Source organism: Corynebacterium sp. LK2590 (assembly GCF_040946105.1).
In the GTDB taxonomy this organism is placed as follows: Bacteria; Actinomycetota; Actinomycetes; order Mycobacteriales; family Mycobacteriaceae; genus Corynebacterium.
Genome location: NZ_JAYWMH010000008.1, coordinates 108,347 through 123,657 on the forward strand (window position 1 = coordinate 108,347; position 15,311 = coordinate 123,657).

Sequence of the window (15,311 nt, forward strand, 5' to 3'; positions counted from 1 at the left end):
ACCTGCACGATGTACCATTACAGGGCGTAAAAACAATGCCCAAGCCTGTCTAGGCACTTAATCCCCATAGAACTAATCCGATAGTCGGGCGTACGACTGTCGCGCAGAAGGAGTCACCATGATGAAACTGTCCAAGTCAGCCGCCGCACTGGTGGCCGTCGTCACCATCGGCTTCCTCATCGCCATCCTGGGCCTGGTCGGCTGGACCGCCGCCCGCGCAGACGAGCCGGTCGGCCGCGTGGGCCATATCCTGGAAGAGACCAAGAACAAGGGCCTGCACGGCACGGCCCTGTCCCCGGCGGATGTCTACGGCGAGGAGTGGAGCGCCGCGGCATTTGTCTGCCCGGGCGTTTCCGGCGATGAGCTGCAGGAGGCCTTCGGTCTGAACCCGGACAAGCTGGACCTGGTGGACGGCAAGGTCCCGGAGGACACCAACTACCTGGTGGCCCTGGACGAGGACCTGAACAGCTTCCCGGAGAAGCTGGACCGCAGCGAGGTTGACCTGTGCTCCCAGCAGGTCCCGCCGGTGATCAACGGCTTCTCCCTGCTGCCGTTCATGCAGAACCAAGACGGAACCTGGGTCCTGGCGTCCTAATGCGGGTTCTGTGCATCGACACCTCCACCACGGATCTGGTCACCGGTCTGGTGGACATCGACCCGGCCCAGCCGGGCAACGCGGCTGGTGCCCAACCGTCGGCGGTCCAGGACGCGACCGTTGAGGACACCCGCGCCCACAATGAGCTGCTGATGCCCACCATCGACCAGCTGCTGGGCGGGGACTATTCCCAGCTGGACGCCGTCGTGGCCGGCTGCGGTCCGGGGCCGTTTACCGGCCTGCGCGTCGGGATGGCCACGGCCTCGGCCCTGGCGCAGGCGCGCGGCATCCCGGTCTATGGGCTCTGCTCGCACGACGCCATCGCCGTGGCCGCAGCCGCCCAGGACAGCGGCGAGTTCGTGGTGGCTACCGATGCCCGCCGCAAGGAGATCTATTACTCCGTCTACCGCGGCACCGAGCGGGTCAGCGGGCCGGACGTGGCCCGGCCGGAGGAGGTGGACTTCCCGGATACCGTGACTGCCGTCTATATCCCGGCGGCGCTGGGGGAGCGGCTGCCGGAGAAGTGGCACGACGCCGTGCGCCCGGCGCTCAACCCGCGCCCGGCCGCGCTGGCAGCGGCCGTGGACTTTAGCGCGCAGCCGGAGCCGCTGGTGCCGCTGTACCTGCGCCGGCCCGACGCCAAGGAGCCGGCGCCGAAGCCGCGCTCGGCGGCCATCCCCGAGGTCGAGCTGTGAGCCTCGTCCTGCGGGAGTTAGAAGCATCCGACGCCGCCCGGTGCGCCGAGCTGGAAACCGTGCTCTTCCCGGGGGAGACCCCCTGGTCGCAAGAGGTCTTCCAGGCGGAGTTCCGCCAGCCGCACACCTTTTACCTAGGCGTGCAGGATACCGAGGCGGATCTGTTGGTCGGCTACGCGGGCATCGGGCGGATGGGCCCGGCCGATGACCCGGAGTACGAAATCCACACCATTGGCACGGATCCGGCGCACCAGCGCCGCGGTATTGGCCGGATGATGATGGACAATATCTGCTACATCGCCGACCGTGAGAAGGCCCCGATCTTTTTGGAAGTGCGCGTGGACAACGTGCCGGCGATTAGCCTGTACGAGGCCTATGGCTTTGACCGGCTGGGCGTGCGCCGCAACTATTACCAACCCTCCGGCGCGGATGCCTACACTTATAAGCGAGAAGGCGGGCAGCCCGCCAGCAACCAGAGAACCAGCAACTAGAGAACAACAACCAGCCTGGTGCCGGGCCCCAGCGCGGCCGGGTGGGAATGACAAGAAACTAAAGAAGGCGAACGGCAATGATCGTATTGGGAATCGAGTCCTCCTGCGACGAGACTGGCGTCGGCATCGTGGAGGTCGACGAGGCCGGGCAGATGCACGTGCTGGCGGACGCGGTGGCCTCGTCCATGCAGCAGCACGCCCGCTTCGGCGGCGTCGTGCCGGAGATCGCTTCCCGCGCCCACCTGGAGGCCATGCCCCAGGTGATGGAGGAGGCCCTGCGCCAGGCCGGTATTGAGCGCCCCGATGCCGTGGCCGCCACCGTAGGCCCGGGCCTGGCCGGCGCGCTGTTGGTCGGCGCCTCCGCGGCGAAGGCCTATGCCGCCGCCTGGGGCGTGCCCTTCTACGGGGTCAACCACCTGGGCGGCCACGTCGCCGTAGCCAACCTGGAGGGCAAGCCGCTGCCGCACGCGGTGGCCCTGTTGGTCTCCGGCGGGCACACCCAGCTGCTGGAGGTCGAAGCCGTCGGCCGCCCCATGCGGGAGCTAGGCACCACGCTTGACGATGCCGCCGGCGAGGCCTATGACAAAGTCTCCCGCCTGCTGGGCCTGGGGTATCCGGGCGGGCCAGTCATCGACAAGCTCGCCGCCCGCGGCGAGCCCACCATCATGTTCCCCCGCGGGCTGAGCAAGGCCGAGGATCTGCGCGGCGACCACCGCCACGACTTCTCCTTCTCCGGCTTAAAGACCGCCGTGGCCCGCTACGTCGAGCAGGCCGAGCGCAACGGCGAGGTCATCTCCGTGGAAGACACCTGCGCCTCCTTCCAGGAGGCCGTCTGCGACGTGCTCACCGCCAAGGCCGTGCGCGCCTGCCAGGACACCGGCGCCGGCGTCCTGCTGCTGGGCGGCGGAGTGGCCGCCAACTCCCGGCTGCGCGAACTGGCCGCCGAGCGCTGCGCCGCAGCCGGCATCGAGCTGCGCGTCCCGAGCTTCAAACTCTGCACCGACAACGGCGTCATGATCGCCGCCGTCGTCGCCCAACTCATCACCGAAGGCGCCGAGCCCTCCGGCCTCGCCACCGCCACGGACACCCAGCTGGAGGTTGAGACCCCGCTGGTGGTGGCGGGTTCCTAGACTCCTGATCTCTCTTTCGGAGTAGCCCCCTGGGGTATTGCGCGAGGCGCAGGCCCTCTTCGAGAAATTCCTATTGGAGGTTATCCCGAGGTGAACGAGGTTTCTGCTGGTTTCGACTCTTTAAGCAGATGTTGACTCGCGTGGGGAGTTGAGTTCTAGTTCGGTCTTCTGCTTGCTCAAATTTTCTTCTCTTAGCAGATGGGCGAAATGGCTAGCAGAAGATACTTTGTTCTGGTGGAGCACTTGTTTTTAGGGAGAGTGGCATGGAATCTGAATCGCTAGACCTTACTGGAAAAGTAGATAGCATTGAGCGAGGGCAAATGACGAAGCACCGTGTTGGTAAATGGGGATTGATCTTCTACCAAGTGTTTCTCTTTTTCTGGACCAACTTCGCCGCGTTTTTTAGTAATTGGTTTCTTGGGGATTGGGGCCGACAGCACTGGATCATCTTTGGTGTTGCCTCGTTGACATTAGCTATCGTAGCTTTCTGTTACTTTGGAGTGTCAATAGATCAGACCTCTGAAAGGGATCAGAATAGGCCCCCTATTACTTTGTTTTACTTTTAGCTTTAACGTTCTTGTCGGTAATTATTTCCTCGATAACACTGTCTTGGGCACCTTGGGTTTTGGTCAAACTTTTTCTGATGACTGCCACGTATTTATGGGCGGCCGTTGTGGCTTGGGACGCAGCAAACTATATACCTTCGAAGTTGGAAAGAGGGCTGAGTCAACAGGGGAATGTAGATGAGAACTCCAATGGCCAGTTTGCTGAACAGTCTGCTTCTGTCCGGAAGTGCGAGAAAGGAGTTGCGGATACAGGCACCAGTGGTCTACGGATTGTTGGTATCTCTGCGTTTCTGTTTCTGGCTGGTCTCGTATTGACCCAGTTACAACGCAAGAAGGGCGATAAACCTGACAAGTAAATGGCGCTAGGAACCGCCGTGCCTGTGTCCCAAAGGATCAGTTCAAACTAGTTGTTTGCAATTGAGTATAAGAGAGTCTGCCGTCGAGATTATTGACCCCTGGTTCACGGAATGTTAACCCAAAGTTTTCCCTGCTCAGGGTGTGGTTTTCTGGTGGGCCGGCTAGTTTTAGGAATTATGACTATTGGATTCCTTGTCAACCCGGACCTGACCCGCCGCAAGATCACCTTCGAGCTGGAGCATGCTAACCAGTTCCTGGGTGGGGCCACTGAAGACCGCGTGGCGGTGGCCTTCCAGGAAGATGGCTCGACCTACGCTGCGCTGTTCAACCCGGATGCCCGCGCTGAGGGCGCGGAGCCGAACCCGGTGGCATCGTTGGCGCGTATTACCGCTGATACTGGCAACTCGGCCTTCCTGCAGGACCCGATTCGGGCGATTTCCGGCTCGGTGATCTTCGTGGGTGCCGAAGGCGACGACATCACTGATGACATCGTCGAAGGGGTGGAAAACTCCATTCGCGCCGTGCTGAACTACCGCGAGGACAACCCGGAGGAATACCAGCTCTGGCGCGCGGCCGTGATCAACACGGACAAGCAGGCCTAAGGCCGCGGGCGCGGTTTTGCTGCGTCGCGCGACCTTCACTCACCGGCTCCTGACAGGGGTCGGTGATAATTTTTGTGCAATTGGCGAAAGTGGCAGGTCAACGGCTCAAAAACTTGAGCTAGATGACAATCTGTTGCGAACGTGCCTAGCGTCGCTTTTGCCGTTAGGATGGGCGGTGAGAGGCGGCGCGCCCGGTCGCGATAATTTCTTCGCACCCCTACCTGGTTGCGGCAGGCGCGCGAGCCACGAGTGGAGCAACCAAAAGGAGTACCTCATGACCCTGACAGTGACTGACATCTTCAGTATCGGTATCGGCCCGTCGTCCTCGCACACGGTCGGCCCCATGCGCGCGGCCAAGGCCTTCGTGGACTCGCTGGTCGAATACCCGGCGCTGGTGCGCTGCGAGCTGCGCGGCTCCCTTTCGGCCACCGGCCTGGGACACGCCACGGACCGCGCGGTCATCCTCGGCATGGTGGGCTGGACTCCGCTGGACGTGCCGCTGGACGCGGAGCCGGTCGCCGGCACTAACATCCCGCGCGAGGGTAGTGTCACCGGCCCGACCGGGACCATGGACTACAGCCTGGTCTTCGACAACGAGCCCTTCCCGGGCCACCCGAACTGTATGTTGTTCTCGGCCTACGACGCCGACGGCAAGTGCATTGCTGAGGGCGTGCCGTACTTCTCCGTTGGCGGCGGCTTCATCCAGACCCGTGCGGAGCTGGAGGCGTCCAAGCTGGCCGCGGAGAACCCGACGCCCATGCCGGAGAACATGCGCGCGCCCTACGAGTTCGACACTGGCGATGAGCTGCTGGAGCTGTGCGAGAAGCACGACCTGGCAATCTGGGAGATCATGCTGGCTAACGAGGCCTTCCTCCACGCCGACGAAGGTGGCGAGGACTTCGTGCTGGCCCACCTGGACCGGGTCTGGGAGGTCATGCAGCAGGCCGTATCCCAGGGCATCGAGACCGACGGCATCCTGCCGGGCGGTCTCCTGGTCCCGCGCCGTGCGCCGAAGCTCTACCAGGACCTGCTGGCTCAGCGCGAGGAGGAGGACTCCGGCCTGGAGGCCATGGACTGGGTGGACCTCTACGCGCTGGCCGTCAACGAGCAGAACGCTGCCGGCGGCCGCGTGATTACTGCCCCGACCAACGGTGCCTGCGGCATCCTGCCGGCCGTGCTGCACTACGCGCGGGACTTCCAGCGCGGCTTCAACAAGCACAGCGTGCACCGCTACCTGCTGACTGCCGGCGCGGTGGCCATCATCATCAAGACGAACGCTTCTATCTCCGGCGCCGAGGTCGGCTGCCAGGGCGAGGTCGGCTCTGCTTCCTCCATGGCGGCCGCCGGCATGGCTGAGCTGCTGGGTGGCACGCCGGCCCAGGTGGAAAACGCCGCCGAGATCGCGCTCGAGCACAACCTCGGCCTGACCTGCGACCCCATCGGCGGTCTGGTGCAGATCCCCTGCATCGAGCGCAACGCCGTCGGCGCCGTCAAAGCCATCAACTCCGCCCGTCTGGCCAAGCGCGGCGAGGGCTCCCACGTTGTCTCCCTGGACAACGCGGTCACGACCATGGCAGAAACCGGCCGGGACATGCTCTCCAAGTACAAGGAGACCTCCCTGGGCGGGCTGGCCAAGACCATGGGCTTCACCGTCGCCCAGGTCTCCTGCTAGTAGCACCCTGACGGTTTAAAGCGCAGGGCTTGCTCTTGGCCCCGCTGGTGGCTTGCACGAGCTGCCGGCGGGGCTTTTTGCGTGTTTTGTTGGGCCGCGGCCGGGGAGGGACCCGGCAGTGTGGCTGGGTGGGGCAGTATGGCTTTGCGGCCCGGTGGTGCAGGGGAGTGGCGGGCGTGTGCGCGGCGGGGGAATGGTGTTGTTGTCGGTTAGCAGTCGCGCGGGTAGAGTGCTAGATAGGTTGTTTGACCCACAGTTGTTCACCCGCGACGACGGCTGTGCTGGCAATGCATGCAACCGGCACATACAACTCATTGATTCATAAACGGAGGAATCACACCATGGCAAACATCAAGCCGCTGGAAGATAAAGTTCTGGTCCAGATCGTCGAAGCGGAAACCACTACCGCTTCCGGCCTGGTAATCCCGGACTCGGCTAAGGAAAAGCCGCAAGAGGCGACCGTCATTGCCGTCGGCCCGGGCCGCACCAATGACAAGGGTGAGGTCGTCCCGGTGGGCGTCAACGAAGGCGACACCGTTATCTTCTCCAAGTTCGGTGGCACCGAGCTGAAATACGACGGCCAGGAGTACCTGCTGCTGTCCGCTCGCGACCTGCTCGCCGTTATCGAAAAGTAAAAGGTGGTGTAGCCACTAATGGCAAAACTCATTGCATTTGATCAGGAGGCCCGCGAGGGCATCCAGCGCGGCGTCGACACCCTGGCCGACGCCGTCAAGGTCACCCTGGGCCCGCGCGGCCGCAACGTGGTTCTGTCCAAGGCCTTCGGCGGCCCGACCGTCACCAACGACGGCGTGACCATCGCCCGCGACATCGACCTGGACGAGCCCTTCGCCAACCTGGGCGCCCAGCTGGTCAAGTCCGTGGCCGTCAAGACCAACGACATCGCCGGCGACGGCACCACGACCGCGACGCTTCTGGCCCAGGCGCTGGTCTTCGAAGGCCTGCGTAACGTGGCCGCCGGCGCTAACCCGGTCGAGCTGAACCGCGGCATTGCCGCGGCCGCCGAGAAGACCGTGGAAGAGCTCAAGAAACGCGCCACCCCGGTTAACTCCGCCTCCGAAATCGCCCAGGTCGCCACGGTTTCTTCCCGCGACCCGGAGATCGGCGAGATGGTCGCCGGCGCGATGGAAAAGGTCGGCAAGGACGGCGTGGTCACCGTGGAGGAATCCCAGACCATGGAGTCCACCGTGGATGTCACCGAAGGTATCTCCTTCGACAAGGGCTACCTCTCCCCGTACTTCGCGACGGAGGAAGAGACCAACCACGCCGTGCTCGACGACGCCCAGATCCTGCTGGTGCGCAACAAGATCTCCTCCCTGCCGGACTTCCTGCCGCTGCTGGAGAAGATCGCCGAGTCCGGCAAGCCGACCCTGATTATGGCCGAGGACATCGAGGGCGAGCCGCTGCAGGCCCTGGTGGTCAACTCCATCCGCAAGGTCCTGAAGGTCGTGGGCGTGAAGGCCCCGTACTTCGGCGACCGCCGCAAGGCCTTCATGGACGACCTGGCCGTCGTCACCGGCGCCACCGTCGTGGACCCGGAGCTGGGCATCAACCTCAACGAGGTGGGCCTCGAGGTTCTGGGCTCCGCACGCCGCGTGACCGTGACCAAGGAAGACACCGTCCTGGTCGACGGCGCCGGCACCGCCGAGGCCGTCGAGGAGCGCCGCGGCCAGATCCGCCGCGAGATCGAGCGCACCGACTCCACCTGGGACAAGGAAAAGCTCGAGGAGCGCCTGGCCAAGCTGTCCGGCGGCGTGGCCGTCATCCGCGTCGGCGCCGCCACCGAGACCGAGGTCAACGAGCGCAAGCTCCGCGTCGAGGACGCCATCAACGCCGCGCGCGCCGCGGTCGAGGAAGGCGTCATCGCCGGCGGCGGCTCCGCCCTGGTCCAGATCGCGCGCGAGCTGGAGACCTTCGCCCAGGACTTCGAGGGCGAGGCCAAGACCGGCGTGCTCTCCGTAGCCAAGGCGCTGTCCCGCCCGGCCTACTGGATCGCCACCAACGCCGGTGAGGACGGCGCCGTGGTCACCAACCGCGTGGCCGAGATGCCCAACGGTGAAGGCTTCAACGCCCACACCCTGGAGTACGGCAACCTCATCGACAACGGCATCATCGACCCGGTCAAGGTCACCCACTCCGCCGTCGTCAACGCCACCTCCGTGGCACGCATGGTGCTGACCACCGACGCTTCCGTCGTGGAAAAGCCCGCCGAGGAAGAAGAGTCCTCCCAGGGCCACCACCATCACTAAAACCGCGTGAGCTCACGCGCGCGGGAGACCGGCTCCGCCGAGTAATCGGCGGACCTTCCGCTTGAAAAGAGCCCGAGGGCCCCGCCCGGCTAGCCAGCCGGCGGGGCCCTTCATCGTGCTTTAAGCTATGTCTCGTGCCACAACAAGAATTCATCCGCGTCACCGGCGCGCGGGATAACAACCTGCGCGATATCAGCGTCGATATCCCGAAGCGCCAGCTGACCGTCTTCGTCGGGCTGTCGGGCTCCGGCAAATCCAGCCTGGTCTTCGACACCATCGCGGCCGAGTCCCAGCGGCTGGTCAATGAGACCTACCCCGGCTTCGTCCAAGGCTTTATGCCGCAGACCGCCCGCCCCGATGTCGACCGCCTCGAGGGCCTGACCGCCGCCATCGTGGTAGGCCAGGAGCCGCTGGCGGCCAACGCGCGCTCCACCTTCGGCACGGCCACGGATATCACCGGTATGCTGCGCGTGCTGTTCTCCCGCATCGCGGAGCCGAACGCCGGCGGCCCGGCCGCCTATTCCTTCAACGTGCCCTCCGTGAGCGCGCAGGGCGCCATCCAGGTCGAGAAGGCCGGCGCGAAGAAGGAAGTCACCCATTTCCAGCGCACCGGCGGCATGTGCCCGGACTGCAGCGGCACCGGCCGGGTCACCGACATTGATCTCACGGCGCTAGTGGATGAGACGCTCAGCCTCGACGACGGCGCCATCATCGTCCCGCGCCTCAAGGTCGGCTCCTGGACCTGGCAGAGCTACGCCCAGTCCGGGCTGTACCCCACGGACGTGCCCGTCGCCGAGTTCACCGACGAACAAAAGCACGCGCTGTACTACCTCGACGACGTCAAGGTGAAGGTCAACGGCATCAACATCTCCTACCAGGGCCTGGTACCGAGGCTGGAGGGCTCGACGCTGTCCAAAGACCCGCAGCAGCTGCCCAAACAGATGCGGGAGTTCGTCGAGCGCGCCGCCCGCTTCGTCGACTGCCCGGCCTGCGAGGGAACCCGCCTGGCCGAGCACGCCCGCCGGTCCTATATCGCGGGTGTTTCCCTCGCGGAGGTCTCCCAATGGGAGCTGACCGAGGTCTACTCCTGGCTGGAGAGCCTGGAAGATGCCCGCGTGGCCCCACTGGTGGACAACCTGCGCCAGGCGGTCAACAGCGCCGTGGAGATCGGCCTGGGCTACCTCAGCCTAGACCGGCCGGCGGGCACCCTCTCGGGCGGGGAAGCGCAGCGCACCCGCATGGTCCGGCACTTGGGCTCGGCGCTGACGGATATCACCTACGTCTTCGACGAGCCGACCGCGGGCCTGCACCCGCAGGACATCGAGCGCCTCAACCGCCTGCTGCTGCGCCTGCGGGACAAGGGCAATACCGTCCTCGTGGTCGAGCACAAGCGCGCGACCATCGACATCGCCGACTACGTGGTGGAGCTCGGCCCCGGCGCCGGGCAGAGCGGCGGCGAGGTCGTCTTCACCGGCACCGTCGAGCAACTCGCAAAGGCGGACACGGCTACCGCGCGGGCGCTGGGCCTGCAGACCGGCCTCAAGGAGGAGGTCCGCACGCCCACCGGGGCCATCGAGGTGCGCGGCGCGAGCGAAAACAACCTGCGCGACCTCGACGTCGACATCCCCACCGGGGTGCTCACCGCCATTACCGGCGTGGCCGGCTCGGGCAAGTCCTCGCTGCTGGCCTGCCTGCCGCAGCAGCTTATAGAGGACGGCCGCGTCCTCATGGTCGACCAAGCCACCATCACCGGGTCGAGGCGCTCGAACCCGGCGACTTACACGGGCGCGCTCGAGCCCATCCGCAAGGCCTTCGCCAAGGCGAACGAGGTTAAGCCCGCGCTGTTTTCGGCCAACTCCGCCGGCGCCTGCCCGAACTGCAACGGCGCCGGGGTGGTCTACGTGGAGCTGGGCGTGATGACCGGGGTCGACGTGCCCTGCGAGGTCTGCGAGGGTAAGCGCTTTTCCGCGGAGGTGCTGGCGTATACCTTCGGCGGCTTAAACATCGCCGAGGTCCTTGACATGCCCGCCGCGGAGGCCGCCGAGTTCTTCGCCGCCAAGGAATCCCGGGTGCCGGCCGCGGCGAAAATCTGCGAGATCCTGCGTACCGTCGGCCTGGGCTATATCCACCTAGGCCAGCCGCTCAACACCCTGTCGGGCGGGGAGCGCCAGCGGCTGAAGCTGGCCGTGCATATGGCCGATAAGAAGGCGACGGCCGACGTGCTCATCTTGGACGAGCCGACCACCGGCCTGCACCTGCTGGACACGCAGGTGCTGCTGGAGCTTTTGGACGAACTCGTCGACAGCGGGCACACCGTTGTCTGCGTCGAGCACCACCCGGCGGTTATCGCCCACGCCGATCACGTCATCGATTTGGGTCCCGGGGCCGGCTCGGCCGGCGGCCGCCTCGTGGCCAGCACGAGCCTGCGCGGGCTCACCGAAGTCGCGGACTCGGTCACCGGCAGCTACCTGGCCCGTTACCTGGCCCACGAGGTCTAGGCAGCCACAAAAAGGCGCCACCGGGCGCAGGGCAGCAGGCTGCACTATGGGGCAGCGCGGTGGCCTGTGCGCCAGTGGCGGTAGGGGTCAAGCCCTAACGGGAAACCGCCTAGACGGAAACCGGGGCGACCTTGGTGACCTGGGCGCGCTTGTTACGGGCGCGCAGGGCGTGGGAGCGCTCGGACTCGGACATGCCGCCCCAGACGCCGTAGGGCTCAGCGGACTGGAGGGCGTGCTCGCGGCACAGCTCGATGACCGGGCACGCGTTGCAGATGGCCTTCGCGCGGTTTTCACGCTGCGCGCGGGCACGGCCGCGTTCCCCGTCCGGGTGGTAGAAAACATCCGAGTTCTTCCCGCGGCATGCTCCATGCAGTTGCCATTCCCAAAAATCTGCGTTGGGTCCGGGAAGCAGATGCGGCTGTGACACGACGAAATCTCCTCAATTGGTTAATTCGGGACTTGAAGTATTCCGATTTGGCAGTGTGGTCCGGATTGGTAAACGTTTGGTTGCCAGCTGGTTGCCAGCTGGTTTTCTGGTTATGTAAATCTTGGTAATTAGTTGCCTGGCCTGGCCATATGTGCAAAGGTTAAAGTTTGGTGAACTTTGTCTACCACGGCGTGGGCTACTACCTTCGGGGTAGAAAGAGCCAGGTGGCAGACTCCGTGCCGTAACTAAAAGTAAAATCACGATGATGAATTAGACGCTGATCATCGGTATAGTTCTGAGACGGCTAATTTCCGAACCGAGCCCGCGCCCGCTCCCGCACCCCTTCCCGGGTGCCCGGGCCGAGGCGATGCTGTGAAACCGTAACTGAGAAAGTAGAGCCCAACCGTGAGTGATTCCGAGACCGAGCTAGCGGCCCTGGTGCCGTCGGCGGTATCGGGCGATCGCCGGGCTCTGCAAGAGGTCATCCGACTGATCCACCCCCAGGTGGTGCGGTACTGCCGCGCCCGGATCGGCGGTCACCGCCATCCGACGGCCGACGACGTGGCGCAAGAGGTCTGCCTCGCCGTGGCGACCTCCCTGCCCAAGTACGAGGACAAGGGGCGGCCGTTCATGGCCTACGTCTACGGCATCGCTTTTAACAAGGTGGCGGACGCGCACCGCAACTTGGGGCGCGACCACTCGGTGCCCACCGAGGACCTGCCGGAACAGACGGCCTCCGGCCACAGCCCGGAGGAATACGCGCTGGTTACAGATGGAAGTAACAGAGTTCGCGAGTTACTCGATACATTAAGTGAAAAGGCTCGCAACATTGTGATTTTAAGGGTGTTCGTGGGCCTTTCCGCGGAGGAAACAGCCGCAGCCGTAGGTTCTACTCCGGGCGCGGTCCGGGTAGCTCAGCACCGAGCCCTCGGGCAGTTGCGCAAGCGGCTGGCTGAATCTCAATAACAACTAAAAACCAGATTTTTTTAAAATATCCTGCACGGCAGGATCGGAAAGGAGGGATGATCATGTCAAAGCGACGTCGGCCCGATGACACTAATGACTTGGCCGATCAGCTGCAGCCCTTAGTTGATGACGATCACTTCCTGACCGATCTATCCGCAGGAAAAGACCCCAGTGACGGCAGCGACGAGCTAGCAGCGTTGTTCATGGACCTGCGTAACGAGGTCCACCAGCCGCTGCCGCCGGTGCCGGTGGTGGCTCCCCTCGAAGGCGCTGAGTCGGCCGAGGACGCGGGGAACGCCGCGGGGGCCTCCGTGGCCTCGCTGGCGGATCGCCGTAAGGCCAAGCGCCCGCGCCCGTTCGTCCACGGCCTCATTGGTGCGGCCGCGGCCACCCTGGTTATCGCCGGGGCCGGCGCGGTCGTCTACAACACCCAGGGCTTTGGTGCCCAGCACGATCCGCAGTCGGTCGAGCTGGCCGGCAAGCTGGATGAGATCGAGTCCCGCGCCGCCAGCGGCGACTGGGAGGGCGCGCAGTCCCTGCTGGCCGAGGCCCGCAAGATGCTCAACCTCGCTGAAGAGAAGGAAGCCGACGCCGAGGTCAAGCAGAACAAGGCCCGCTCGTCGCGGGTGGCCCGCCCGCGCCCGACGGAGACGGTGACCGAGACCCTGCCGCCCGAGCAGGACGCGGAGGCCAACAAGCCGGCTCCTGCCCCGGAGCCGACCACGGTGACGGAGAAGGCCACCCAGACCGTGACGGTTACGGTGACCGAGACCGGGCTGCCCAACCCGCTGCCCGCACCGGTAGAACCCACGGAGGAGCCGAGCGCTTCCCCGGAGGAAAACGACGGTGAACTCGCTCCGCCGCAGGTGCAGCAGTAGCAGCTAGGTCCTTTTAGAAAACGTCTTTTAACTAAACCGCTCTTGGCGGGGTGGGGTGGAGCCCACCTTTCGCCGGGGGCGGTTTTAGCGTGCGTCGAGGCCGTCCAGGTAGCCCAGGGCGTAGTCCCAGGGCACGTAGCGGTTCGGGTCCGGCTCAGCGCCCGGCTCGTGCACCGGGGCGAGCTCGTTGTTCAGGGTTGCCCGCATGTTGGCGGCCATGATGTCCCACTCGTAGAAGTGGTTTTCCTGGCAGTCCTCGCAGTAGAAGAAGATTCCGTCCACTCCGCGGGGCCCGAGCGCGCGGGCGAATTCCTGGACCAAGGCGAGGTCGTGGATCACGGCGGCGCGCTCCTCTTGGCTCAGCGGCTGTGCCTGCTCGTCTTCTTCCAGGAAGGAGGCGGGATCATTGGGGTCGTCGGCAAATGGGTCGCGGGGCATATTGGCGAAAAAGTTCACAGTTTAGAAGCCTATTTACTCAACCAGACTTAGGCAATTCTCCCCCGGACTCACGATGTGGCGCTAAAAGGCACTACAGTTAGGGTGCATACCACCAAAATTCGGCTTCGTGTTAAGGAGATGGGCACTCAAGATGACTGACAACCGCGTGCAAACTGGGGGAAACGACCCGGATAAGATCCTGCTCAATGGGCTGACCTTTGATGATGTGCTTCTGCTGCCGGCCGAATCCAATATCGTGCCTTCGGAGGTAGACACCTCGGCGCAGTTTACCCGCAACATCCGGCTGGGCATCCCGCTGTCCTCGGCGGCCATGGACACGGTCACGGAAGCGCGCATGGCTATCGCGATGGCCCGCCAGGGCGGCATCGGCGTGCTGCACCGCAACCTGTCGACCCAGGAGCAGGCCGAGCAGGTGGAAACGGTCAAGCGTTCCGAGTCCGGCATGGTTACCGACCCGGTGGTGGCCTCGCCGGACATGACCATCGAGGAAGTCGACGCCCTGTGCGCGCGGTTCCGCATCTCCGGCCTGCCGGTGGTCGATGACAAGGGTGTCCTGCTGGGCATCTGCACCAACCGCGACATGCGCTTCGAGCCGGACTTCCAGCGCAAGGTCTCGGACATCATGACCTCCATGCCGCTGGTGGTGGCCAAGGAGGGCGTGTCCAAGAGCGAGGCCCTGAAGCTGCTGTCGAACAACAAGGTCGAGAAGCTGCCCATCGTGGACGACAACAACGTGCTGGTCGGCCTCATCACCGTCAAGGACTTCGTGAAGTCCGAGCAGTACCCGAACGCCTCCAAGGATTCCTCCGGCCGCCTGCTGGTCGCCGCCGGCATCGGCACCGGCGAGGAGTCCTACGAGCGCGCCGGCGCCTTGGTGGACGCCGGCGTCGACGTGCTAGTCGTCGACTCCGCCCACGCCCACAACAACCGCGTGCTGGAGATGGTCTCCCGCGTGAAGAAGGACTTCGGCCACCGCGTCGACGTCGTGGGCGGCAACCTGGCCACCCGCGAGGCCGCCCAGGCCATGATCGACGCCGGGGCCGACGCCATCAAGGTCGGCATCGGCCCGGGCTCCATCTGCACCACCCGCGTGGTCGCCGGCGTGGGTGCGCCGCAGATCACCGCCATCATGGAGGCCGCCGCCGTAGCCGGCCCCGCCGGCGTTCCGATCATCGGTGACGGCGGCATGCAGTACTCCGGCGACGTCGCCAAGGCCCTGGCCGCCGGCGCCGACACCGTGATGCTGGGCTCCATGTTCGCCGGCACCAAGGAAGCCCCAGGCGACATCGTCGTCGTGGGCGGCAAGCAGTACAAGCGCTACCGCGGCATGGGCTCCATGGGAGCCATGCAGGGCCGCGGCCTGAGCGGCGAGAAGCGCTCCTACTCCAAGGACCGCTACTTCCAGGCCGACGTCAAGAGCGAGGACAAGCTGGTGCCGGAAGGCGTGGAAGGCAAGGTTCCTTACCGCGGCGAGATCGACGCGATCACCCACCAGATCATCGGCGGCCTGCGCGCGGCCATGGGCTACACCGGCTCGGCCTCCATCGCGGATCTCAAGACCAAGCGCTTCGTCCGCATCACCGCGGCCGGCCTGCGCGAGTCCCACCCGCACGATCTGCAGCAGACCGCCGAGGCCCCGAACTACCGATAAGCAGCGCGTAGAAGACCCGTTAAACGACACGTAGCACTACCCGCAACGTCGCAACAC

15 protein-coding genes are annotated in these 15,311 nt (G+C 64.8%); 13 read left to right on the top strand and 2 right to left on the bottom strand.

Annotation, left to right across the window (positions count from 1 at the left end; all coding sequences use genetic code 11):
* Positions 1-118: 118 nt before the first annotated feature.
* From VVR85_RS10470 to VVR85_RS10515, 10 genes are all read left to right on the top strand, one after another.
* Positions 119-595, top strand: coding sequence for a hypothetical protein (locus VVR85_RS10470; RefSeq protein ID WP_368520815.1), 477 nt, complete (start codon positions 119-121; stop codon positions 593-595).
* Positions 595-1,290: a tRNA (adenosine(37)-N6)-threonylcarbamoyltransferase complex dimerization subunit type 1 TsaB gene (tsaB, locus tag VVR85_RS10475; RefSeq protein WP_368520816.1), complete on the top strand. Its 696-nt coding sequence runs from the start codon at positions 595-597 to the stop codon at positions 1,288-1,290. The genes VVR85_RS10470 and tsaB overlap by 1 nt, the downstream gene beginning before the upstream one ends.
* On the top strand, positions 1,287-1,781 hold the full coding sequence (gene rimI / locus VVR85_RS10480) for a ribosomal protein S18-alanine N-acetyltransferase (protein ID WP_368520817.1): 495 nt from the start codon (positions 1,287-1,289) through the stop codon (positions 1,779-1,781). Before tsaB ends, rimI begins: the two co-directional genes overlap by 4 nt.
* 77 nt (positions 1,782-1,858) lie before the next feature.
* Positions 1,859-2,911 carry a tRNA (adenosine(37)-N6)-threonylcarbamoyltransferase complex transferase subunit TsaD gene (gene tsaD, locus VVR85_RS10485; protein ID WP_368520818.1) on the top strand — a complete coding sequence of 351 codons (1,053 nt, stop codon included), beginning with the start codon at positions 1,859-1,861 and terminating at the stop codon, positions 2,909-2,911.
* Positions 2,912-3,554: 643 nt separating this feature from the next.
* Positions 3,555-3,833, top strand: a complete 279-nt coding sequence (locus VVR85_RS10490; protein WP_368520819.1) for a hypothetical protein — start codon at positions 3,555-3,557, stop codon at positions 3,831-3,833.
* Positions 3,834-4,010: 177 nt separating this feature from the next.
* Positions 4,011-4,436 carry a hypothetical protein gene (locus tag VVR85_RS10495; protein ID WP_368520820.1) on the top strand — a complete coding sequence of 142 codons (426 nt, stop codon included), beginning with the start codon at positions 4,011-4,013 and terminating at the stop codon, positions 4,434-4,436.
* A 274-nt stretch (positions 4,437-4,710) separates the two neighbouring features.
* Entirely contained in the window at positions 4,711-6,108 is a 1,398-nt protein-coding gene (locus tag VVR85_RS10500) for an L-serine ammonia-lyase (RefSeq protein ID WP_368520821.1), read from the top strand.
* A gap of 341 nt (positions 6,109-6,449) precedes the next feature.
* Positions 6,450-6,743, top strand: a complete 294-nt coding sequence (gene groES, locus VVR85_RS10505; RefSeq protein WP_070769183.1) for a co-chaperone GroES — start codon at positions 6,450-6,452, stop codon at positions 6,741-6,743.
* Positions 6,744-6,761: 18 nt separating this feature from the next.
* The gene (gene groL / locus VVR85_RS10510) at positions 6,762-8,375 is read left to right on the top strand and encodes a chaperonin GroEL (protein ID WP_368520822.1); all 1,614 of its coding nucleotides are present in this window, start codon (positions 6,762-6,764) and stop codon (positions 8,373-8,375) included.
* Positions 8,376-8,509: 134 nt separating this feature from the next.
* Complete coding sequence (locus tag VVR85_RS10515; RefSeq protein ID WP_368520823.1) at positions 8,510-10,873, top strand: ATP-binding cassette domain-containing protein; 2,364 nt, start codon at positions 8,510-8,512, stop codon at positions 10,871-10,873.
* 109 nt (positions 10,874-10,982) lie between these two features.
* On the opposite strand, the gene VVR85_RS10520 is transcribed toward VVR85_RS10515, so the two are convergent.
* The gene (locus VVR85_RS10520; RefSeq protein WP_368520824.1) at positions 10,983-11,300 is read right to left on the bottom strand and encodes a WhiB family transcriptional regulator; all 318 of its coding nucleotides are present in this window, start codon (positions 11,298-11,300) and stop codon (positions 10,983-10,985) included.
* A 405-nt stretch (positions 11,301-11,705) separates the two neighbouring features.
* On the opposite strand from VVR85_RS10520, the gene VVR85_RS10525 reads away from it, so the two are divergent.
* Both VVR85_RS10525 and VVR85_RS10530 read left to right on the top strand, forming a co-directional pair.
* Positions 11,706-12,266, top strand: coding sequence for a sigma-70 family RNA polymerase sigma factor (locus VVR85_RS10525; protein ID WP_368520825.1), 561 nt, complete (start codon positions 11,706-11,708; stop codon positions 12,264-12,266).
* A 62-nt stretch (positions 12,267-12,328) separates the two neighbouring features.
* On the top strand, positions 12,329-13,144 hold the full coding sequence (locus VVR85_RS10530) for a hypothetical protein (RefSeq protein WP_368520826.1): 816 nt from the start codon (positions 12,329-12,331) through the stop codon (positions 13,142-13,144).
* An 84-nt stretch (positions 13,145-13,228) separates the two neighbouring features.
* On the opposite strand, the gene VVR85_RS10535 is transcribed toward VVR85_RS10530, so the two are convergent.
* Positions 13,229-13,600, bottom strand: coding sequence for a DUF5319 domain-containing protein (locus VVR85_RS10535; RefSeq protein ID WP_368520827.1), 372 nt, complete (start codon positions 13,598-13,600; stop codon positions 13,229-13,231).
* Between the two features lie 133 nt (positions 13,601-13,733).
* On the opposite strand from VVR85_RS10535, the gene guaB reads away from it, so the two are divergent.
* Entirely contained in the window at positions 13,734-15,254 is a 1,521-nt protein-coding gene (gene guaB, locus VVR85_RS10540) for an IMP dehydrogenase (protein WP_368520828.1), read from the top strand.
* The last annotated feature ends 57 nt before the right edge of the window (positions 15,255-15,311 follow it).